The sequence below is a fragment of the Aeromonas dhakensis genome (assembly GCF_002285935.1).
Taxonomy (GTDB): Bacteria; Pseudomonadota; Gammaproteobacteria; order Enterobacterales; family Aeromonadaceae; genus Aeromonas; species Aeromonas dhakensis.
The window spans coordinates 286127-306984 of the sequence record NZ_CP023141.1; the positions used below are offsets into that span (position 1 = coordinate 286127).

General features: G+C 61.5%; 19 protein-coding genes. 7 read left to right on the forward strand and 12 right to left on the reverse strand.

Features of this window, described 5'->3' with window-relative positions:
* Nucleotides 1–6 precede the first annotated feature (6 nt).
* The 7 genes from tapA to yacG all read left to right on the forward strand — a co-directional run bounded on the left by tapA (nucleotide 7) and on the right by yacG (nucleotide 5998).
* A complete protein-coding gene (gene tapA / locus CK627_RS01580; protein WP_041204773.1) occupies nucleotides 7–435 on the forward strand; it encodes a type IVa pilus major pilin TapA in 429 nt (142 codons plus the stop codon).
* 6 nt (nucleotides 436–441) lie between these two features.
* Nucleotides 442–2148, forward strand: coding sequence for a PilB family type IVa pilus assembly ATPase TapB (tapB, locus tag CK627_RS01585; protein ID WP_024943110.1), 1707 nt, complete (start codon nucleotides 442–444; stop codon nucleotides 2146–2148).
* Between the two features lie 115 nt (nucleotides 2149–2263).
* Complete coding sequence (locus CK627_RS01590) at nucleotides 2264–3505, forward strand: type II secretion system F family protein (RefSeq protein WP_005305649.1); 1242 nt, start codon at nucleotides 2264–2266, stop codon at nucleotides 3503–3505.
* 22 nt (nucleotides 3506–3527) lie between these two features.
* A complete protein-coding gene (locus tag CK627_RS01595) occupies nucleotides 3528–4400 on the forward strand; it encodes a prepilin peptidase (protein WP_095591547.1) in 873 nt (290 codons plus the stop codon).
* A gap of 19 nt (nucleotides 4401–4419) precedes the next feature.
* Entirely contained in the window at nucleotides 4420–5034 is a 615-nt protein-coding gene (gene coaE / locus CK627_RS01600) for a dephospho-CoA kinase (protein ID WP_005305656.1), read from the forward strand.
* 37 nt (nucleotides 5035–5071) lie between these two features.
* The gene (gene zapD / locus CK627_RS01605) at nucleotides 5072–5794 is read left to right on the forward strand and encodes a cell division protein ZapD (RefSeq protein WP_026141277.1); all 723 of its coding nucleotides are present in this window, start codon (nucleotides 5072–5074) and stop codon (nucleotides 5792–5794) included.
* 9 nt (nucleotides 5795–5803) lie between these two features.
* On the forward strand, nucleotides 5804–5998 hold the full coding sequence (yacG, locus tag CK627_RS01610; RefSeq protein WP_017782442.1) for a DNA gyrase inhibitor YacG: 195 nt from the start codon (nucleotides 5804–5806) through the stop codon (nucleotides 5996–5998).
* 60 nt (nucleotides 5999–6058) lie between these two features.
* Here the strand turns inward: yacG and mutT are convergent, their stop codons facing one another.
* From mutT to murD, 12 genes are all read right to left on the reverse strand, one after another.
* Nucleotides 6059–6472, reverse strand: coding sequence for an 8-oxo-dGTP diphosphatase MutT (gene mutT / locus CK627_RS01615; RefSeq protein ID WP_026141640.1), 414 nt, complete (start codon nucleotides 6470–6472; stop codon nucleotides 6059–6061).
* Nucleotides 6473–6480: 8 nt separating this feature from the next.
* Nucleotides 6481–7659 carry a tetratricopeptide repeat protein gene (locus tag CK627_RS01620; RefSeq protein ID WP_095591548.1) on the reverse strand — a complete coding sequence of 393 codons (1179 nt, stop codon included), beginning with the start codon at nucleotides 7657–7659 and terminating at the stop codon, nucleotides 6481–6483.
* Nucleotides 7660–7728: 69 nt separating this feature from the next.
* Entirely contained in the window at nucleotides 7729–10446 is a 2718-nt protein-coding gene (gene secA, locus CK627_RS01625; protein WP_024943105.1) for a preprotein translocase subunit SecA, read from the reverse strand.
* Between the two features lie 59 nt (nucleotides 10447–10505).
* The gene (locus tag CK627_RS01630; protein ID WP_005305673.1) at nucleotides 10506–11411 is read right to left on the reverse strand and encodes a M23 family metallopeptidase; all 906 of its coding nucleotides are present in this window, start codon (nucleotides 11409–11411) and stop codon (nucleotides 10506–10508) included.
* A gap of 140 nt (nucleotides 11412–11551) precedes the next feature.
* Nucleotides 11552–12475 carry a UDP-3-O-acyl-N-acetylglucosamine deacetylase gene (gene lpxC, locus CK627_RS01635; RefSeq protein ID WP_011707578.1) on the reverse strand — a complete coding sequence of 308 codons (924 nt, stop codon included), beginning with the start codon at nucleotides 12473–12475 and terminating at the stop codon, nucleotides 11552–11554.
* A gap of 101 nt (nucleotides 12476–12576) precedes the next feature.
* Complete coding sequence (gene ftsZ / locus CK627_RS01640; RefSeq protein ID WP_005305686.1) at nucleotides 12577–13728, reverse strand: cell division protein FtsZ; 1152 nt, start codon at nucleotides 13726–13728, stop codon at nucleotides 12577–12579.
* 40 nt (nucleotides 13729–13768) lie between these two features.
* On the reverse strand, nucleotides 13769–15028 hold the full coding sequence (gene ftsA / locus CK627_RS01645) for a cell division protein FtsA (RefSeq protein WP_005305690.1): 1260 nt from the start codon (nucleotides 15026–15028) through the stop codon (nucleotides 13769–13771).
* On the reverse strand, nucleotides 15009–15761 hold the full coding sequence (locus CK627_RS01650) for a cell division protein FtsQ/DivIB (protein ID WP_005305694.1): 753 nt from the start codon (nucleotides 15759–15761) through the stop codon (nucleotides 15009–15011). Before CK627_RS01650 ends, ftsA begins: the two co-directional genes overlap by 20 nt.
* 97 nt (nucleotides 15762–15858) lie before the next feature.
* Nucleotides 15859–17313: a UDP-N-acetylmuramate--L-alanine ligase gene (murC, locus tag CK627_RS01655; protein WP_010635950.1), complete on the reverse strand. Its 1455-nt coding sequence runs from the start codon at nucleotides 17311–17313 to the stop codon at nucleotides 15859–15861.
* A 2-nt stretch (nucleotides 17314–17315) separates the two neighbouring features.
* Nucleotides 17316–18395: an undecaprenyldiphospho-muramoylpentapeptide beta-N-acetylglucosaminyltransferase gene (gene murG, locus CK627_RS01660; protein ID WP_095591549.1), complete on the reverse strand. Its 1080-nt coding sequence runs from the start codon at nucleotides 18393–18395 to the stop codon at nucleotides 17316–17318.
* On the reverse strand, nucleotides 18395–19576 hold the full coding sequence (gene ftsW, locus CK627_RS01665) for a cell division protein FtsW (RefSeq protein WP_065017274.1): 1182 nt from the start codon (nucleotides 19574–19576) through the stop codon (nucleotides 18395–18397). The genes murG and ftsW overlap by 1 nt, the downstream gene beginning before the upstream one ends.
* Nucleotides 19573–20856, reverse strand: coding sequence for a UDP-N-acetylmuramoyl-L-alanine--D-glutamate ligase (murD, locus tag CK627_RS01670; protein ID WP_005305707.1), 1284 nt, complete (start codon nucleotides 20854–20856; stop codon nucleotides 19573–19575). Before murD ends, ftsW begins: the two co-directional genes overlap by 4 nt.
* Nucleotides 20857–20858 lie beyond the last annotated feature (2 nt).

The following is a 20858-nucleotide window of genomic DNA, read 5'->3' on the forward strand; positions in this document are numbered from 1 at the left end:
TTTGAAATGAAGAAACAATCAGGCTTTACCCTTATCGAATTGATGATCGTGGTCGCGATCGTCGCCATCTTGGCCGCCATTGCGCTGCCGGCGTATCAGACTTATACCAAAAAAGCCAGATTCTCAGAGGTTGTTGCGGCTACAGGGCCATACAAAACCGCCATTGAACTCTGCGTACAAAATGGTAATACGATTGCACAGTGTGGTACTGCTAGTACCAATGGTATTCCAGCATTACCAGCTGCCAACGAAGGTTTCGTTGGTAGTATTGCTTTAGATGCAACAACAGCAGCAATCACTGCAACAGCTAATGGTATTCTAGATAACCAAGCTACACCTGCTGCATATACGTATATCCTTACTCCCACTTTACAAGCATCGGGCAAGCTAACGTGGGCGAAAACTGGCACCTGTGTTGCTGACGGTATTTGCTAAATCGGTATGACCTCTAGCCCCCATAGCGGCCTGGCGTTAAGCCTGGCCGCTTCTTCCCTGCTCAGTGAGTCCGACTCACAGCGCTATCTGAGCCAGGCCAAGGCGCAGCGCAAGCCCTTTGTGACCTTTCTGATCGAGAACGAAATCCTCGACAGCAAGGCGCTGGCCGACTTCTGCGAGCTGGAATATGGGGTACCTCTGCTGGATCTTGCCGCCTTCGACCTGGCCGAGATCCCGCAGAAGTACCTCAATCAGAAGCTGATTGAGAAACACCATGTACTGCCCATCTACACCCAGGGCCACACCCTCTATATCGCCATGTCCGACCCGACCAATGTGTCGGCACTGGAGGATTTTGGTTTCAGCTTCGGGCTGCACACCGAGGCCCTGCTGGTCGAAGAGAACAAGCTGACCGCCGCCATCAGCAAGCTGATGGAGAGCGATCAGGACGCCCTCGGCATGGAGGACATCGACGAATCCGAGATCTCCGAGCTGGAGGTGTCTGACGAGGGGTCACGACTCGACGAGAGCGTCAACACGGCGGACGATGACGCCCCCATCGTCAAATACATCAACAAGATCATGATGGATGCCATCAAGCGCGGTGCATCCGACCTCCACTTCGAGCCCTATGAGACCAAGTACCGTATTCGCTTTCGGATAGACGGGATCCTGCATGAGGTAGCGACGCCGCCGGTCAATCTGGCCAACCGCTTCTCGGCCCGCCTCAAGGTGATGGCGCGCCTGGACATCGCCGAACGACGGCTGCCCCAGGATGGCCGCATCAAATTGAAGATGTCGCGCAACAAGTCGATGGATATGCGGGTCAACACTCTGCCCACCATGTGGGGCGAGAAGATCGTTATCCGTCTGCTCGACTCTTCCGCTGCGCGCCTCAATATCGAGCAGCTCGGCTTCGACGATCGGCAGAAGGCGCAATATCTGCGTGCGCTCTCGAAGCCTCAGGGCATGATCCTGGTGACCGGCCCGACCGGCTCGGGCAAGACGGTGTCGCTCTACACCGGCCTGAACATTCTCAACACCACAGAAGTGAATATTTCGACCGCCGAAGACCCGGTGGAAATCAACCTGCCTGGGGTCAATCAGGTGCAGGTCAACCCCAAGGCTGGGCTGACCTTCGCCAGTGCCCTGCGCTCCTTTCTGCGCCAGGATCCCGATGTGGTGATGGTCGGGGAAATACGGGATCTTGAAACCGCCGAGATCGCCATCAAGGCGGCGCAAACCGGCCACCTGGTGCTCTCCACATTGCACACCAACTCGGCGGCCGAGACGCTGACCCGGATGATGAACATGGGAGTACCCGCCTTCAACATCGCCTCCTCGGTTACCCTGATCATGGCCCAGCGACTGGCACGCAAGCTGTGCGACCACTGCAAGGCCCCCGAGGTGGTGCCGGAGGCTGAACTGCTGGAGTTGGGGTTCACCCAACAGCAACTGGCAGCAGGCTTGCGGCTGTTCAAGCCGGTTGGCTGCAAGGAGTGTTCTGGCGGCTACAAGGGACGGGTCGGCATCTACGAGATCCTGTTGATGTCAGAAAATATTGCAAAATTGATCATGCAGGGAGCCAATTCCATGCAGATTGCGGCCATTGCCCAGAAGGAGGGCATGCGGACCTTGCGCACCTCCGGTCTTGAGAAGGCCCGACTGGGGGTGACCAGCCTGGCCGAGATAAACCGGGTAACAACCAACTGACAGAGTCTATCGCTCAGCCGATTCATCCAGGTGCCGCCGGCCCTGGCGATTTCCATCAGGCCGAGGTTGCTTCTCTTAGCGACGAGCAAACCGGGCCCCATTGCAGGACGCAGTGATGGCAACGCTAACCCAGAAACAGAATGCCCCCAAGAAAGTCTTCGCCTTTCGCTGGAGCGGGGTGAACCGCAAGGGCCAGAAGGTCTCAGGCGAGCTGCAGGCCGACAGCATCAATACGGTCAAGGCCGAGCTGCGCAAGCAGGGCGTCAACGTCACCAAGGTGAGCAAGAAGAGCCAGGGACTCTTCTCCAAGGGCGGCGCCAAGATCAAGCCGATGGACATTGCCGTCGTCTCCCGCCAGATCACCACCATGCTGTCAGCCGGCGTACCTCTGGTCCAGAGCCTGCAGATCATCGCTCGCAGCCACGAGAAAGCGGCCATGCGCGAGCTGATGGGTCAGATAGCCGCCGATGTGGAGACCGGTACCCCCATGTCCGAGGCGCTGCGCCGCCATCCCCGCCACTTCGATGATCTCTATTGCGACCTGGTCGAGGCGGGCGAGCAGTCCGGCGCCCTGGAGACCATCTACGACCGCATCGCGACTTATCGCGAAAAGTCCGAAGCGCTCAAATCCAAGATCAAGAAGGCCATGTTCTACCCCACCATGGTCATCTTGGTCGCCATTGTCGTCACCTCCATTCTGCTGCTGTTCGTCATTCCGCAGTTTGAGGACATCTTCAAGAGCTTCGGCGCCGAACTGCCCGCCTTTACCCAGTTCGTCATCGGCATCTCCCGCTTCATGCAGAACTGGTGGTATATGATCTTTGGCGGGGTTGCACTCGCCATCTTCCTCTACGTGCGAGCCTGGCGTGCCTCGCAGAAAGTCAGAGACAACACCGACAAGTTCATTCTGACCATCCCGGTGGTCGGCATGATATTGCACAAGGCCGCCATGGCCCGCTTCGCCCGCACCCTCTCCACCACCTTTTCTGCCGGTATCCCGCTGGTGGATGCCCTGATCTCCGCCGCTGGTGCCTCCGGCAACTATGTCTATCGCACCGCCGTCATGGCCATTCGTAACGAGGTGGTGGCTGGCATGCAGATCAACGTGGCCATGCGCACCGTCGATCTCTTCCCCGACATGGTGATTCAGATGGTGATGATTGGCGAGGAGTCAGGCGCCATCGATGATATGCTCTCCAAGGTCGCCACCATCTTCGAACAGGAGGTGGACGATCTGGTCGACGGCCTCACCAGCCTGCTGGAACCTCTCATCATGGTGGTGCTGGGGGTACTGGTCGGCGGCATGGTGGTCGCCATGTACCTGCCCATCTTCAAACTGGGGTCGGTCATCCACTGACCCCCAACCAATCCGGAACCCGATGTTGCTGATCACTGACGTTTTTCACAGCCTGCCCTGGCTCTATTTTTCGCTGGTATTCCTCTTCTCCCTGATGATCGGCAGTTTTCTCAACGTGGTGATCCATCGCCTGCCCATCATGCTGGAACGGGAGTGGCAGGCCGAATACCTCAGCTATTTCAACCCAGAGACACAACTGCAGCAGGAAGAACGCTACAACCTGATGGTGCCGCGTTCTGCCTGCCCCCATTGCGGCCACGCCATCACGGCCATGGAGAATATCCCCCTACTCAGCTGGCTCTGGCTCAAGGGTCGCTGCCGTGAATGTCAGGCCCCCATCTCGGCCCGTTATCCGCTGGTGGAGCTGCTGACAGCCCTGCTCTCGCTGGTCGTCGCCGCAACATTCCCACCGGGCTGGGCTTTGCTGGCCGCCCTGCTGCTCACCTGGGGGCTGGTGGCGCTCACTTTCATCGATCTGGACAAGATGCTGCTGCCGGATCAGCTGACCCTGCCATTGCTGTGGGGCGGCCTGCTGTTCAATCTGGCAGGGGGATTCGTTCCGCTGGCCGATGCGGTGATCGGTGCCATGGCGGGCTATCTGGTGCTCTGGAGCCTCTACTGGGCCTTCAAGCTGCTGACCGGCAAGGAAGGGATGGGCTACGGCGACTTCAAGCTGCTGGCGGCGCTGGGGGCCTGGCTGGGCTGGCAGGCCCTGCCCATCGTGCTGCTGCTTTCCTCCCTGGTCGGCGCCATCATAGGGATAAGTCTCATCCTGCTGCGCAACCATCATCAGGGCAAACCCATCCCCTTCGGGCCCTACCTGGCGATCGCCGGCTGGATCGCGCTGCTGTGGGGCGATACCATCACCCGCTGGTACCTCACGACGTTTCTCTGATCAAAGGCAGCACTGACCCATGTATGTAGTCGCAATTACCGGCGGGATTGGCAGCGGCAAGACCACGGTTGCCAATCAGTTTGCCGAGCTGGGCATCGAAGTAGTGGATGCGGACATCATTGCCCGCGAGGTAGTGGAGCCCGGTTCCCCGGCCCTGGCGGCCATTGCCGCCCATTTTGGCGCAGACGTCATCGCCTCGGATGGCCGGCTCGATCGCCGCCAGCTGCGTGAGCGGGTCTTCACTGACCCGCAGGCCAAGGGCTGGCTCAACGCCCTGCTCCATCCCCTCATTCGCAGCGAGATGCAGCGCCAGTGCGCGGCCGCGCGCTCCCCCTATTGCCTGCTGGTGGTGCCCCTGCTGGTGGAAAACCGGCTCACCGCACTGGCCAACCGGGTACTGGTGATCGACGTGGACGAAGCGACCCAGATTGAGCGCACCTGTCGCCGGGACGGCGTGAGCAGGGAGCAGGCTGAGGCCATCCTGGCCGCCCAGGCGAGCCGGACCGAGCGGCTGGCGGCAGCCGACGATGTGCTGGACAACCAGAACGGCACGCCCGAGGCAATAAAGAGCCGAATTTTCGCGCTGCACGAGACATATCTGGCATTTGCCTCTCAACAAGCCCGCCAACTGTGAGTACACTAGGCCGGTTTATGGCTGGCCAGGATTAGGCATGATTTACGATTTTCCCCTCAATGAAAAAAGCCGGACCTATCTTCGTCTGGAGTCCCTGTTTTCCCAGATCCGCGACAATCTGGAGAGCGACCAGCCCTGGGCACACATCGCCTTTTTCAAGGGCCTGTTCGACCTGCAGGAGTTGCTGGAACGCGGTGACCTGCGTGCCGACCTGATTAAAGACCTGGAGCGCCTCAGCCAGCGCCTGAGCCACTGGGCCAGCCTGCCAGACGTCGACCTGGAGCAGATCAACCTGATGCAGCAGGAGAGCACCCAGCTCTCCCGCAACTTGCTGAGTGCACCGCGTCCCGGTGCCCGCCTGAAAGAAGACCGGCTGCTTGGCTCCATCCGCCAGCGCTTCTCCATCCCGGGTGGGCTCTGTGCCTTCGACGTGCCGCAACTACACCACTGGCTCGCCACCCCGGCCATCACGCGCCATCAGCAGATGCAGCTGTGGCTGAGCGACATCAACCTGTTGATGAACGCCATCTCCCTGCTGCTGCGCCTGTGGCGTGAATCCGGCAACTTCAGCGAACAGGTGGCCGTCAACGGCTTCTTCCAGGATACCGCCGAGAGTGCCGAGCTGATCCGCATTCGCCTGAGCGGCACCCAACAGTGCTACCCGACCCTGAGCGGCCACAAGAACCGGTTTGCCCTGCGCTTTTTGCCGACCGCAGAGCAGCAAATCGGTGACGTGCCCTTCCAGCTGGCCTGCTGCTAAGGAGCATCCATGGTGACCAAGGTAAAGTGTCCGACCTGCCAGACCGAGCTGGAGTGGGGCCCGCAGAGCCCGTTTCGCCCGTTTTGCAGCAAGCGCTGCCAGCTGATCGATCTCGGCGAGTGGGCCGACGAGCAGAAGTGCATCCCGGGTGAAGTGGATCCCGAGCTGCTGCCCTATCCCGAAGAAGGGGAGCAGTGGCAGTAAGCCAACAAGCAAAAAGGGCCGATACGGCCCTTTTTATTTTGGTATGCACTGCGGCTCACATCAGCCCTGTGCGGCCAGCGATGCCTGCAGGCGCGTCACGATCGGGCCATTGGCGTCGGGGAAGTGATACTCATGCAGCGAGGCCAGCGGCACCCAGCGACACTCCTGCCCCTCCTTGCCAAACGGCTCGCCGCTGAAGCGGGTCACCCTCCAGATATCCAGCAGTACCTGCTTGTCCGGGTAGTCGTGATGCAGCTCCATGAAGGGAGCACAATCCTGTACCCGGATCCCGATCTCTTCCCACAGCTCCCTGTCCAACGCGGTGAGCAGATCCTCTCCGGCCTCCACCTTGCCGCCGGGGAATTCCCAGCGATCCCCCTGATGACGATCGGCGGAGCGTCTGGCGATGAAGATGTCGCCCCGTTCGTTCTCGATGACGCCAACCGCCACCCAGATCCGTTTCTTCTGTTCCATCATTGTCCTCAGCGTAAACATGGCAAACGGGCAATCCAGGGTGCCAGCCGGCGGGCCTGCAACTCCCCTTGTGCCGTAAAGATATCCTGCCCCACATGCTCGCTCCCGTCAGGGACAGGCTGCGGCCAGGGGGCGGCGCCAGACGGCGTGAAGCAGCGGTCATGCACCAGACAGCTCTGCGAGAGATAACCCCAGAGTCGGTCGCGCAAAAACCACTGGTCGATATTCGGCGTCTCCATGACGTCCGGCTGATAGGCTTCGAGCAGGGGCGCCAGTGGCGGCAACACACCAGCCACCCCACCCCACATACCCGCCAGCACCAGATCGGTATGACTCCACCAGTCGCGCATGATATGAAACCAGCGCGTCGATGCAAGCCACTCCTGTACCGCCAGCCGCTCGCGTACACCCGGTACCGAATCCACATCCCGCACCAGAAAGCGTCCCACCCGCGGATCGTTGGCTACCTGAAAGCGCCAGCAGAGGCGCCGACGCAAAGATTGACCGGCGGGTTGCAGCAACAGCTCGGCCCCCAGTTCGCGCAGCGCAGCGAGCAGCTCGGCAGGCACGCTCTCATCCACGTAGAAACGCACCCGCCAACCCGGATAGAGATAGGCGGCCGCCAGCACATTGTCGATGGCGCCCCGCAGGTAGCGAGGGGCACTACCCCACAGCGAGAAGGCGATGACATCCTGTTTGTCTGCCGACAGCCAGGCCGACGGTGCGACTGCCGGCAGAGTCCAGTCTGACGGCGCCTTGTCGCTCACCCGTGCCTTTAGCTCCAGCGAGCGGGTTCCCGCCAGGGCAGCCTCGGCGTGGCGCTCCAACTTGGCCAGCGAGGCGCAGAGGGCATCCAGCGCATGGAAGTCGTCGGGGAGACGCTGCAACAGGGTCTGCAGCCGCGCCACCGCCTGTTCATATTGACCGGACCGTGACAGACAAGAGCAGAGGTTGCGCAGCACCTCGTCGTTGCCAGGTTCGGCCTTGTGAGCCATCTCCAGTACCTGGGCCGCCGACGCCGGGTCACCGCACAAAAAGAGGTAATAGGCAAACTGCAGCTGCAGAGCCACCGGCTTGACCGCGCTGGCATTGAGCCTCGCCAGCAGTTGCTGGATGGCAACCTGACGCTGGCCGGCCAGCCAGCTGGTGTGGGCCGCGGCATCCCAGCCCGTCGGCATCTTGCTCATGACGCTTCTCCTCCCTTGCCAGAAATGAATGCACCGCCCGGAGGCGGTGCATTCATGGTCATGGCGCTATCAGGTCAACTGACCGTGGCAGTGCTTGTATTTCTTGCCGGAGCCGCAGGGGCAGGGATCGTTGCGCCCCACCTTCTGCTCGTCCCGCACGAAGGTGACCGGGCCCGCTTCGGCCTGCTCTTCATCGGCCAGCTGGTTGTCGGCCGTCGCGTGGGTGTAGGTACGGGGAGCGGCCTCGGCCTGCTGGCGCTGCTGCTCTTCCATCGCCTCCACGTCGCGCTCCTGTACCTGTACCCGGCTCAGGATGCTGACCACGTCGCGTTTGAGGGTCTCCAGCATCTGGGTGAACAGATCGAAGGATTCGCGCTTGTACTCCTGCTTGGGGTTCTTCTGGGCGTAACCGCGCAGATGGATGCCCTGACGCAGGTGATCCATGGCCGCCAGATGCTCTTTCCACAGGCCGTCCAGGGTCTGCAGCATGACCGCCTTCTCGAAGTTGCGCAGCACCTCTTTACCGACCAGCTCTTCCTTGTGGGCATAGAGCTTGGTGGCTTCATCCAGAATGCGCTCGCGCAGCTTCTCTTCATACAGCTTGTCGTCTTCCGCCAGCCACTGCTGCAGCGGCAGATCGAGGGCGAAGTCGGACTTCAGGCGGGCTTCCAGACCCGGCACGTCCCACATCTCTTCCAGAGACTGGGGCGGAATGTACTCGTCGATGATGGCGCCGTAGACGTCGTCACGGATGACGTGGATGGTCTCGGAGATGTCGCTGGTGTCCAGCAGCTCGTTGCGCTGCTCATAGACCACCTTGCGCTGGTCGTTGGCCACGTCGTCAAACTCCAGCAGGCTCTTGCGGATGTCGAAGTTGCGACCTTCCACCTTGCGCTGGGCGTTCTCGATGGCCTTGGTCACCCAGGGGTGCTCGATGGCTTCACCCTCTTCCATGCCCAGCTTCTTCATCATGCCGGTCACGCGATCGGAGGCGAAGATCCGCATCAGGGTATCTTCCATGGAGAGGTAGAAGCGGGAGGAGCCCGGGTCACCCTGACGACCGGAACGGCCGCGCAGCTGGTTGTCGATACGACGGGACTCGTGACGCTCGGTACCGATAATGTGCAGACCACCGGCGGCCAGCACCGCATCGTGACGCACCTGCCAGGCGGCCTTCAGCTCGGCGATCTGCTCTTCGGTCGGGTTCTCCAGCTGGGCGATTTCCGCTTGCCAGTTGCCACCCAGCACTATGTCGGTACCACGACCGGCCATGTTGGTGGCGATGGTGACGGCGCCGGTCTGACCGGCCTGGGCGACGATCTCAGCTTCCATGGCGTGGAACTTGGCGTTCAGCACCTTGTGCGGGATCTTCTCCTTGGTCAGGATGCCGGAGAGCAGCTCGGAGTTCTCGATGGAGACGGTACCGACCAGCACCGGCTGGCCGCGTTCGACGCAACCGCGAATGTCTTCGATGATGGCGGCATACTTCTCGTTGGCGGTCAGGTAGACCAGATCGCCCATGTCCTTGCGCACCATCGGCTTGTTGGTCGGGATAACCACGGTATCCAGGCCATAAATCTGCTGGAATTCAAAGGCTTCAGTATCGGCAGTACCCGTCATGCCCGCCAGCTTGTCGTACAGACGGAAGTAGTTCTGGAAGGTGATGGAGGCCAGTGTCTGGTTCTCGTTCTGGATCTTGACCCCTTCCTTCGCCTCGACCGCCTGGTGCAGACCGTCGGACCAGCGACGACCCGGCATGGTACGGCCGGTGTGCTCGTCGACGATGACGATCTCGTCCTTCTGGACTATGTAGTCCACGTTGCGCTCAAACAGGGTGTGGGCACGCAGGCCGGCGTTGACGTGGTGCAGCAGGCTGATGTTGGTGGCGGAGAACAGGGAGTCGTCCTCGGCCAGCAGCCCCTCTTTCTTGAGCAGCTCTTCGACGAAGATCTGGCCGTTCTCGGTCAGCAGCGCCTGGCGGTTCTTCTCGTCCACCGTGTAGTGGCCGTCGCCGGTGTACTCTTCGGAATCTTCCTTGTCCTGCTTGACCAGCAGCGGGATCAGCTTGTTGACGCGGATGTAGAGCTCGGAACTGTCTTCGGCCGGGCCGGAGATGATGAGCGGGGTCCGGGCTTCATCGATGAGCACCGAGTCCACCTCATCCACCAGCGCGTAGTTGAGCGGACGCTGCACGCGCTGCTCGGGCGAGAACGCCATGTTGTCGCGCAGGTAGTCGAAACCGAATTCGTTGTTGGTACCGTAGGTGATGTCGGCGGCGTAGGCGTCGCGCTTCTGGGACGCATCCATGCCGGGCACGTTGCAGTCGACGGTCATGCCGAGGAATGCGAACAGCGGGCGGTTCGCCTCGGCGTCACGCTTGGCCAGATAGTCGTTCACCGTCACCACGTGCACGCCGCGGCCGCTCAGGGCATTCAGGTAGGCCGGCAGGGTGGCGGTGAGGGTTTTACCTTCACCCGTCTTCATTTCGGCGATGCGGTTGGAGTTCAGCACCATGCCGCCGATCAGCTGCACGTCGAAATGACGCATGCCGAACACCCGACGGGAGGCTTCACGCACGGTGGCAAAGGCCTCCGGCAGCAGCTGCTCCAGCGTCTCACCCTGCTCCAGACGCTGACGATACTCGGCCGTCTTGGCCTGCAGCTGTGCATCGGACAGAGCTTCGAACTGTGGCTCCATCGCGTTGATCTGTTTTACAATTTTACGCAAAGCCTTGAGCGTTCTGTCGTTCCGGCTGCCGATAATCTTGGTAAGCAGTGTGCTAATCATGGGTACCAACTATTTCTGGTTATATAAGCGTTCCGTCACTGGAACCTGGAGAAAAAAACCTAACCCCGTCTGGCATTGAGAAAACGCGCGGGGTCCACCTGACGACCATCTTTCAATACTTCGTAATGCAAATGGACCCCGGTCGCGCGACCGGTGCGTCCCATCAAGGCAATTTTCTGGCCCTCATCGACCAGGGTGCCCACTTCGACCAGCAACTTGGAGTTGTGGGCATAACGGGTCACCAGACCATTGCCGTGGTTGATCTCCACCATGTTGCCAAATTCCGGATGACGGCCCGCCCAGCTTACAACGCCTGGGCCCGTTGCCAGGATGGGGGTGCCGGGCTTGCCACGGAAATCCACCCCTTTGTGCATCTTGGCACGACCATTGAACGGATCGACCCGGCCACCGAAGCCAGAGGAGACCCAAACTCGCTCCTGCTTGACCGGTGTCCCGGAGATGAAACCGGCATCGGTTATATGGTGATTCATGATGAAAGATTCAAGTACCGACAGCTGCTCTTCACGACTGCTGAGCTGTTGGCTGAGATGCTTCATGGAGTCCTGCAGCTCGTTGAGGCTGACTTCCAGATCCGCATCATAGGAGGGACCGCCCATGGGGGGCAGCTCCTTGAAATTGAACTCCTCGGGGTCGAGGTCGGCTTTTTCGGTCAGCCGCTCTCCGAGTGCATTGAGTCGACCCAGCTGCCCCTGCATGGTGCCCACCTGGGCAGCCAGCATGGCAAGCTGTTCGCGGGCTTCGTCAGCCCCTTGCGTGGATTTTTGCTGTTCGGCCATGGCCAGCGCCACTTCCAGCGCGTCCATCTTTTGCTGCCAGCTCTGCCAGAGCCAGCCGCCCCCCAGGGCCAATACAGTGAAGAGGATACCGCCGACCCAGGCCAGACGTTGTTTGGGCAAGTGCAACCTGCGTCGCTGCTTACCGTGGAGGATCAGGGTAATGCTCATAGAAATCAGTCTGCTCGGTCAAGTGTGGCCATGGGCCGACACGGAAAATAAAACCGGGAGATAATCGGTATTACAGAATGGAGTAAACAAATGACGGAACGTCGGTGCGGAGAGAGGACCGACGTTCCGTTGCACGGCTATCAGGCCAGAACCAGACCGTTATCGTAGTAAGCGATAGGCGCTTTGTCGCCCTCACCCTCGAAGGTCACCAGTTCCCAGGCCTCCTGCTTGGCCAGCAAGGCACGCAGCAGTTTGTTGTTCAGGGCATGGCCGGTCTTGTAGGCACGGAATTCGCCAATGATGCTGCGATTGCACATGTACAGATCGCCAATCGCATCCAGCATCTTGTGTTTGACGAATTCGTCTTCGTAGCGCAGACCATCTTCGTTCAGTACCCGGTAGTCATCCAGCACCACGGCGTTTTCCAGGCTGCCGCCCAGCGCCAGGTTCTGGGAACGCAGATACTCGATGTCACGCATGAAGCCGAAGGTACGGGCACGGCTGATCTCTTTTACGAAAGAGGCACCGGAGAAATCCAGCACGCAACGCTGATTGCGTCCTTCAAATACCGGATGCTGGAAGTCGATCTCGAGATCCATCTTGAAGCCGTTGCGATAGGGGTGGAATTCCGCCCACTTGTCACCGTCTTCAACCCGAATGCTCTGCTTGATCCGCACAAACTGCTTGGGGGCATTCTGTTCACGGATACCGACTTCTTGCAGCAGGTAGATAAAGGGGTGCGCACTGCCGTCCATTACCGGGATCTCGGGCGCATCGACCTCGACATAGAGGTTGTCGATGCCCATCCCGGCCAGCGCGGCAGAGAGGTGCTCAATGGTAGAGACACGGACACCGGCTTCGTTCACCAGAGCGGTACAAAGCACGGTATCACGCACCTGATCGGCATTGGCTGGCAGCTCTACCACAGGATTCAGATCGGTACGCAAGTAAACGATCCCTGTGTTAACAGGCGCCGGACGGAACGTCATTGTGACTTTCCGGCCCGAATGCAGGCCGACACCGGTGGCCTGGACACTCGTTTTCAAGGTTCTTTGTCTAATCATGGGCGTATCCGCTTAACAGCTCAAATTCCTGACCAGATGGTCGTGGGCAGGCCATCTTAGCACATTCCTTAAGCAACAAACAAACCAGCGTCATTAGAGGCTTAGTCAGCTTGCTTGCGCAGGAACGCAGGAATATCGAGATAATCCGGTTCGCGACGAGCTTGCGGCTCGGCGTTCACCACCTTGGCCGGCGCCTCTTCCATCACGCGAGACTGCAGGGCTTCGCTGATCAGGGGCTGACGAGCCGGACGTTCCTGGACCATGTTGTTCTTCACCAGGGTGATGTCGGGCTTGCGCTCGGCACCGATACCGGTGGCAACCACGGTCACGCGCAGTTCGTCGTGCATTTCCGGGTCGATTACGGTACCCACCACCACGGTGGCGTTCTCGGAAGCGAAGGCCTTGACCGCGTTACCGACGGTTTCGAACTCTTCGATGGTCATGTCCATGCCGGCAGTGATGTTGACCAGGATGCCGCGGGCACCGGCCAGATCCACGTCTTCCAGCAGCGGGCTGGAGATAGCCTTCTCGGCCGCTTCTTCGGCACGGTCATCACCGGAGGCGGAACCGGTACCCATCATGGCGGTACCCATCTCGCGCATCACGGTACGCACGTCCGCGAAGTCGACGTTGATCAGACCCGGACGGGTGATCAGCTCGGCAATGCCCTGTACCGCACCCAGCAGCACATCGTTGGCCGCCTTGAAGGCGTCCAGCAGGGAGATGCCACGACCCAGCACCTTCAGCAACTTGTCGTTGGGGATGGTGATCAGGGAGTCGACGTTCTTGGACAGCTCTTCGATACCGTGGGCGGCAAAGCCCATCCGTTTTTTCCCCTCGAAGGAGAACGGCTTGGTTACGACAGCAACTGTCAGGATACCCATCTCGCGGGCCACTTCGGCCACGATCGGGGCAGCACCGGTACCGGTACCACCGCCCATGCCGGCGGCGATGAACACCATGTCGGAGCCGGTCAGCAGCTCGCGCAGCGCTTCCCGATCTTCCATGGCCGCGTCACGACCCACTTCCGGGTTGGCCCCGGCACCCAGACCCTTGGTGATACCACCGCCGATCTGCAGGGTTGTGTTGGCACTGGAGTTGCGCAGCGCCTGGGCGTCGGTGTTGACGGTAATGAACTCGACACCTTCGATGTTTTGACGAACCATGTGTTCGACCGCGTTGCCGCCGCCGCCACCCACACCAATCACTTTGATGACGGCTTCGTCAGTGTGGCTATCCATAAATTCAAACATGTTGTCTCTCCGCTTTATTTGCCTGACTCAGCAAAATCTTTTAGAACTCGCCACGCAACCAGTTGCTGACCCGTTTGACCAGCCCACCTACGCTTGCCTTGGCGGCATATTCCTTGCTACTGCCGGTGGATTGATGGGTGCGGCCATACTGCAGCAACCCGACCGCAGTCGAGTACACAGGCGCCTGCACGTAATCACTCAATCCCCGGATATTCATGGGCTCCCCTACCCGGACCTGGCTCTGGAAGATCTGCTCTGCGCACTCCACAATGCCTTCGATCTGGGCAGCGCCGCCGGTCAAGACCACACCGGCTGCAAGCTGATGCTTGACCCCCTGCGCTTTCAATTCGCTTTGTACCCGCACCAACTCATCATTCACCATGGAGAGCAACTCGGTGTAACGGGGCTCGATCACTTCGGCCAGTGTCTGCCGTTGCAGGCTGCGCGCCGGACGACCGCCGACACTGGGTACTTCAATATTGTCTTCCTTGCTGACCAGCCGGCCCAGGGCGCAGCCGTAGCGCACCTTGATCGCCTCCGCATCCAGCGGCGGAGTGCCGAAGGCGTAGGCAATGTCGCTGGTCACCGTGCTGCCGGCGTACGGGATCACCTTGGTGTGACGCAGGGCGCCGCCAGTAAACAGCGACATGTCCATGGTGCCACCACCGATGTCCACCACGCAGACACCCAGCTCTTTCTCGTCTTCGGTCAGCACGGCGTAGCTGGACGCCAGGGCGGAGAAGATCAGCTGATCCACCCGCAGACCCACCTTCTCAACGCACTTCTCGATGTTGCGAGCCATGTCGTTGTGGCAGGTGATCAGGTGCACCTTGGCGGCCATCCGCACGCCGGACAGACCGACCGGGTTCTTGATCCCTTCCTGGTAGTCGATGGCGAACTCCTGGGGCAGCACGTGCAACACCCGCAGCTCATCGGACAACCGAACCGACTTGGCGGTGTGGATGACGTTGTCCACGTCTTCCTGGGTCACCTCTTCATCGGAGATGGGCACCATGCCGGTTTCGTTGCGACAGTCGATATGCTTGCCAGAAAGCCCCAGATAGACGGAGCTGATCTGGCAGTCGGCCATCATCTCGGCCTCTTCCACCGCACGGCGCAGGGACTTGACCACGGAATCGAGATCGTTGACCCCGCCCTTGTCCATGCCACGAGAGGCGTGACTGCCCATGCCGATGACATTGAGCTCACCGTCTGGCAGCACTTCGCCAACCAGAACCGCCACCTTGGTTGTGCCGATATCCAGTCCGACAATCAGATTTCTATCTGCGGTTTTGGTCATTCACTTTCTCTTCGTTCTTCTTCCAGCCAACTGCCATCCCGGTGTCGTATCGAAGATCCACGTAAGCAACCCGCTCACGGGGTTCGATGACCGGAAAGGCATCGATAAACCGCTGCAGTCGAAGCGCGATATCCGAGCGCCCCAAAAACAGCTGAATGTTGCCATCCAGGGTCAGTTCCCAGGCATGGCGAGGGGTCAGATTCACCCCCAGCAGCTTGTATCCTCTGGCCGCCAGCTGCGCCTCGTACTGACGGCTGGCCTCCAGCACCTTGACGGCCTGATCTTCCGGCCCGGACAGCTGCATCAGGGGGGTCTTCACCCTGTCCGGCGCACTGAACACCTCACCCTTGGTGTTGACGAAGCGGTTGCCGTTCCAGCGTGCCGCTACCGCCTGTTCGGTGAGGTAGACCTTGATCTTGTTGGGCCACTTCTTGCGTACCGAGACCTGGGCCACCCAAGGCAAGGCGTTCAACCGCGCCTGCAATTCGTTCACGTCCAACTCGAAGAAGTTGCGCAGTTCGGCGCCATCCAGCACGGCGCTGCGCAGTTCATCGGTTTGCAAATACTGGTGTTGCCCCTGCAGCAACAGCTCGCTCATGGGCAACCGATTGGCATCCGTCAGCCAATCTTTAACATCCAGCGCGGTCTGGTAGAGGCCCCACATGACCAGGAGGAAAAATCCCACCCCGGCGATGAAGCCTCCCTTGGTGCGCCCTTGTGCCCTTGCCTCCACCCGATCGATCCCCGTTTAACGCGCCATGCCGGCCCTTTGCAGGCCGGTTCGCCATTATATAGGCCCCGGCTTGGCGGTCAAAATACTCATTGGGCCCTCAGGCGCCGGATTTCATGCTCTCGATGCTCAATTTCATCTCGCCGAGACGCCGTGCCAGCGCCCCGACGTTCCCTGCCCCCTGGGTCAGCACTAGATCGCCCTCGCCGACCAGGCCGGCCAGTACCGCCGGCACATCGTCCGGCGTCGCGACAAAGATGGGTTCCAGACTGCCGCGGGAGCGGATGGAGCGGCACAGGGCGCGACCATCGGCGCCCGGAATAGGCTCCTCACCGGCGGCATAGACCTCCAGCATCACCAGCACGTCCACCTTGGAGAGCACGTCAGCGAAATCTTCATAGAGATCGCGGGTACGGGTGTAGCGGTGCGGCTGGAACACCATCACCAGTCGCTTCTCGGGCCAGCCGGCGCGGGCGGCGTTGATGGTGACCTTGACCTCGCTCGGATGGTGACCGTAGTCGTCCACCAGCATGGCCTTGCCGCGGCCGGTCTCGAACTCGCCATATTGCTGGAAGCGGCGACCCACCCCTTCAAACTTGGCCAGCGCCCGGATGATGGCATCATCGCCGATCCCGTCCTCGGTGGCGACCGCAATCGCCGCGGCGGCATTGAGGGCGTTGTGGATGCCCGGCAGATTGAGGGTCACCTCCAGCTCGCCGGCATCCTTGCGACGGACCCGGAAACGGCTGCGGTTGCTGGTCTGCACGAAGTCCAGCACCTGTACGTCGGCATCATCACTCAGGCCATAGGTGATGGTGGGACGGGCGATCTCCGGCAGCATGCCGCGGATCACCGGGTCATCCACGCACACCACGGCCAGCCCGTAGAACGGCAGGTTGTGCAGGAAGTCGATGAAGGTGGCCTTCAGCTTGGAGAAGTCGCCACCATAGGTGTCCATGTGATCCGCTTCGATGTTGGTCACGATGGAAACCATCGGCTGCAGATGCAGGAAGGAGGCGTCGCTCTCGTCCGCTTCGGCAATCAGATAGCGGCTGCTGCCCAGGCGGGCATTGGTGCCGGCGCTGTTGAGCAGGCCACCGATGACGAAGGTCGGATCCCGGTCCGCTTCGGCATAAATGCTCGCCACCAGACTGGTGGTGGTGGTCTTGCCGTGGGTGCCGGCGATGGCGATGCCGTGGCGGAAACGCATCAGCTCGGCCAGCATCTCGGCACGGCGCACCACAGGAATGCGCAGCTCGCGGGCAGCCAGCAGCTCGGGGTTGTCCTGTTTGATGGCGGTAGAGACCACCACCACGCTCGCCTCGTTCACGTGCTCGGCACTGTGGCCCACGAAGATGTGAGCACCGAGGGACTCGAGCCGTTCGGTCACCGCATTGCGGGCCAGATCCGAGCCGGTCACCTGATACCCTTCGTTGGCAAGGACTTCAGCGATACCGCCCATCCCGGCCCCACCGATGCCGATGAAGTGAATGCGACGCACCCGGCGCATTTCAGGGATAACGGTACGCAGTTTTGCCAGTTCAACCTTGGTCATAATCATCTCTCGCTCTGCCCGGTCGCCAGGCGTTTGCACTCATCGGCGACCCGCTCGGCGGCATCGATGATGGCGACGCGACGGGCGGCCTGGGCCATGTTCAATAGGGTTTCCCTGCGCCCGGCAAGCCAGGAGAGACGCGCGGCCAGCGAGGCCGTGGTCAGCTCGGATTGGGGCAGGAATTCAGCCGCACCGCCGTCGACCAGAGTCAGGGCGTTGCGGGTCTGGTGATCATCCACCGCGTGGGGCAGCGGCACAAAAATGGCGGCAACCCCGGCGGCGGCGACTTCGGAGACGGTCAGCGCCCCGGCCCGGCACACCACCAGGTCTGCCCAGGCATAGGCACCGGCCATGTCCTTGATAAATTCACTCACCTCGGCCGCAACGCCCTGCTTGGCGTAGGCCTCGGCCACGGCATCGCGATTGCCCTTGCCGCACTGGTGACGCACCTCGATGGGCACCCCGGCCGCCGCCACCGCCGGCGGCACCTGCTCGTTGAGCACCCGGGCCCCCAGGCTGCCACCGACGATCAGCAGCCGCAGCGGCTCTGCACTGCTGCGCAGTTGCGGATCCGGCAGAGCCACCACCTCGGGACGCACCGGGTTGCCCACCACGGCGGTGCGACGGCTCGGCGCAAAGGCGCCCGGGAAGGCCATCAGCACCCGCTTGGCGAGGCGAGCCAGCAGCTTGTTGGTCATGCCGGCCGCGGCATTCTGCTCATGCAGCAGCAACGGGATGCCGGACAGCCAGGCGGCCACGCCACCCGGACCGGAGGCAAAGCCGCCCATGCCGAGCACCACGTCGGGGCGAATGGCCTTGAGCACCCGGCGCGCCTGCAGCACGGATTTGACGATGCGATAGGGGGCCGCCAGCAGCCGCTTGATGCCATTGCCACGCACCCCCTGGATATCGATGAAGGAGATGGGATAACCATGGGCAGGCACCAGCTCCGCCTCCATCCGGTCGGCGGTGCCGAGCCAGTGAATGGTCCAGCCCTGGGCCTTGAGGCGATCGGCCACGGCCAGACCGGGGAACACATGGCCCCCGGTACCGCCTGCCATCACCAACAGCGTCTTGCTCACTAAACCTCCCGCACGCGCGCCTGGGCACTGGCCTGACGCAACTCGAAATCGATACGAATCAACATGCTCACCGCCACCATCATGATGATGAGGCTCGAACCACCATAACTGACCAGCGGCAGGGTCAGACCCTTGGTCGGCATCATGCCACTGGCGGCGCCGACGTTGACGAAGGTCTGGAAACTGAACCAGATGCCGATGCCGATGGCCAGATAGCCTTCATACAGTCGCTCCGCCACCAGCGCCTGGTGGCCCAGCTTGAGCGCCTTGACCGAGAGCGCGAAGATGAGGAAGAGCGCGCCCAGCACGCCCACATACCCCAGCTCTTCACCCAGGATCGCAAACACGAAGTCGGTGTGCGCCTCCGGCAGGTACTCCATCTTCTGGATGGAGTTGCCGAGCCCCTCGCCAAACCAGCTGCCACGACCGAAGGCCATCAGCGACTGGGTCAGCTGGTAGCCGCTGCCGAACGGATCGGCCCAGGGGTCGAGGAAGGAGGTGACCCGCCGCATCCGGTAGGGCTCGGCGATGATCAGGGTCACTACCGCGCTCACCCCCACCAGGATGAGGCCGATGAACTGCACCAGGCGGGCGCCGGCCAGGAACAGCATGCCCAGCGACGTCACGAACATCACCACCACAGAACCCAGGTCAGGCTGTGCCAGCAGCAGGATGGCTACCACAAACAGCACCGCCATCGGCTTCATGAAGCCGATGAAGCGCTCGCGTACCTCGCTCTGGCGGCGCACCAGGTAGCCGGCCAGATAGACAAACAATGCCAGCTTGCCAAACTCGGCAGGCTGCAAGTTGAAGGGACCGAGTGGCAACCAGCGCACCGAGCCGTTGACGCTGCGCCCCACCAGCAGCACCAGCACCAGCATGACGATGGCCAGCAGCAGCATGGGGCCGTTGTAGTGTTGCCAGCGGGCCATGGGCACCTGCAGTACGAACCAGGAGACGCCGAGCGCCATCAGCAAGAACAGGCCATGGCGCTTCACGAACATGAAGGGATCGTTGTTGATGGCGATCCCCTCCGGAATGGAGGCGGACGCAACTATCACCAGACCCACCGCCATCAGCGCCAACGCCAGCACCACCAGCTGCCGGTCATAGAGACCGCCAGGGCGTGCCGGCAACAGCCAGCGCTGCAGGAAGCCCGCTACTGTGCGCAGGGCGTTCATAAGGCCATCACCAGCTCGGTGAAACGATCACCGCGCGCTTCGAAAGACTTGAACTGGTCCAGGCTGGCGCAGGCGGGTGCCAGCAGCACCCAGTCGCCGGGCCTGGCATCGGCAGCCGCCTTGGCGACCGCGGCGTCGAGATCGGCAACCCGCTCGGTTTGCTCACCCAGTGCCAGCAGCACCTCGGCATCCTGGCCGAAACAGTACATGTGATCGATCTGGCTGCCGAGCAGGGCCTGCACCGGGCCGAAATCCTGCCCCTTGCCCTGACCGCCGGCCAGCAGCAGCAGACGGCCTTTCACCGATTCACGCACCCCGGCCACGGCGGCCAGGGTAGCCCCCACGTTGGTGGCCTTGGAGTCGTTGATCCAGCGCACCCCGTTCACCTCGCGCACGAAGCGGGCGCGGTGCGGCAACCCCTCGAAGCGGCGCAGCACGGCGAGCTGGGGCTCGCGCGGAATGCCCACCGCATCGCACAGAGCCATGGCGGCCAGGGCGTTGGCCTGGTTGTGGGCACCGACGATCTTCATCTCGTCCACCGCCAAGAGCGGCTCACCGTGCAGGGTCAGCCACTGGCGACCCTCCAATTCACAGCGGCCGTAACCGTTGCAGTCAAGGCCGAAGCTCTGCCACACCTGACCCACATCGGGCAGGGTCTGGGCATCGTCACGATTGACCAGAATGTGCTGGGAGTGCTGATGGATCTCCATCTTGGCGGCGCGGTAGTCGGCCATGCCCTGATAGCGATCCATATGATCTTCACTGAGGTTCAATACCACGGAAGCGGCGGCGCGCAGGCTGTGGGTGGTCTCCAGCTGGAAGCTGGAGAGCTCCAGCACGCAGAGATCCATCGGCTGCTTGAGCAGCTCCAACGCCGGCGTGCCTATGTTGCCACCCACCCCGACCTTGAGGCCGGCTTCGGCGATCATCTCGCCCACCAGGGTAGTCACAGTGCTCTTGCCGTTGGAGCCGGTGATGGCGATGACCGGCACTTCGGTATCGCGCACGAACAGCTCGATGTCACCGACGATCTGCACCCCGCACTCGGCGGCGGCTTTCAGCTCGGGGGTGGCCAGCGCGATGCCCGGGCTCGCCACTATCATGTGCGCCTGCTTGAGGCGCTCGCCGTCCAGCCCGTGAATGAGCTCCACCTCGGGCGGCAGCTGATCCTTGCCGGGCGGGTTGGCGCGGGTGTCCATCACCAGCGGCGTGACGCCACGGCCGAGGAAGTAGTCGACGCAGGAGAGTCCGGTTTTGCCGAGTCCGATGATGATGACCATGG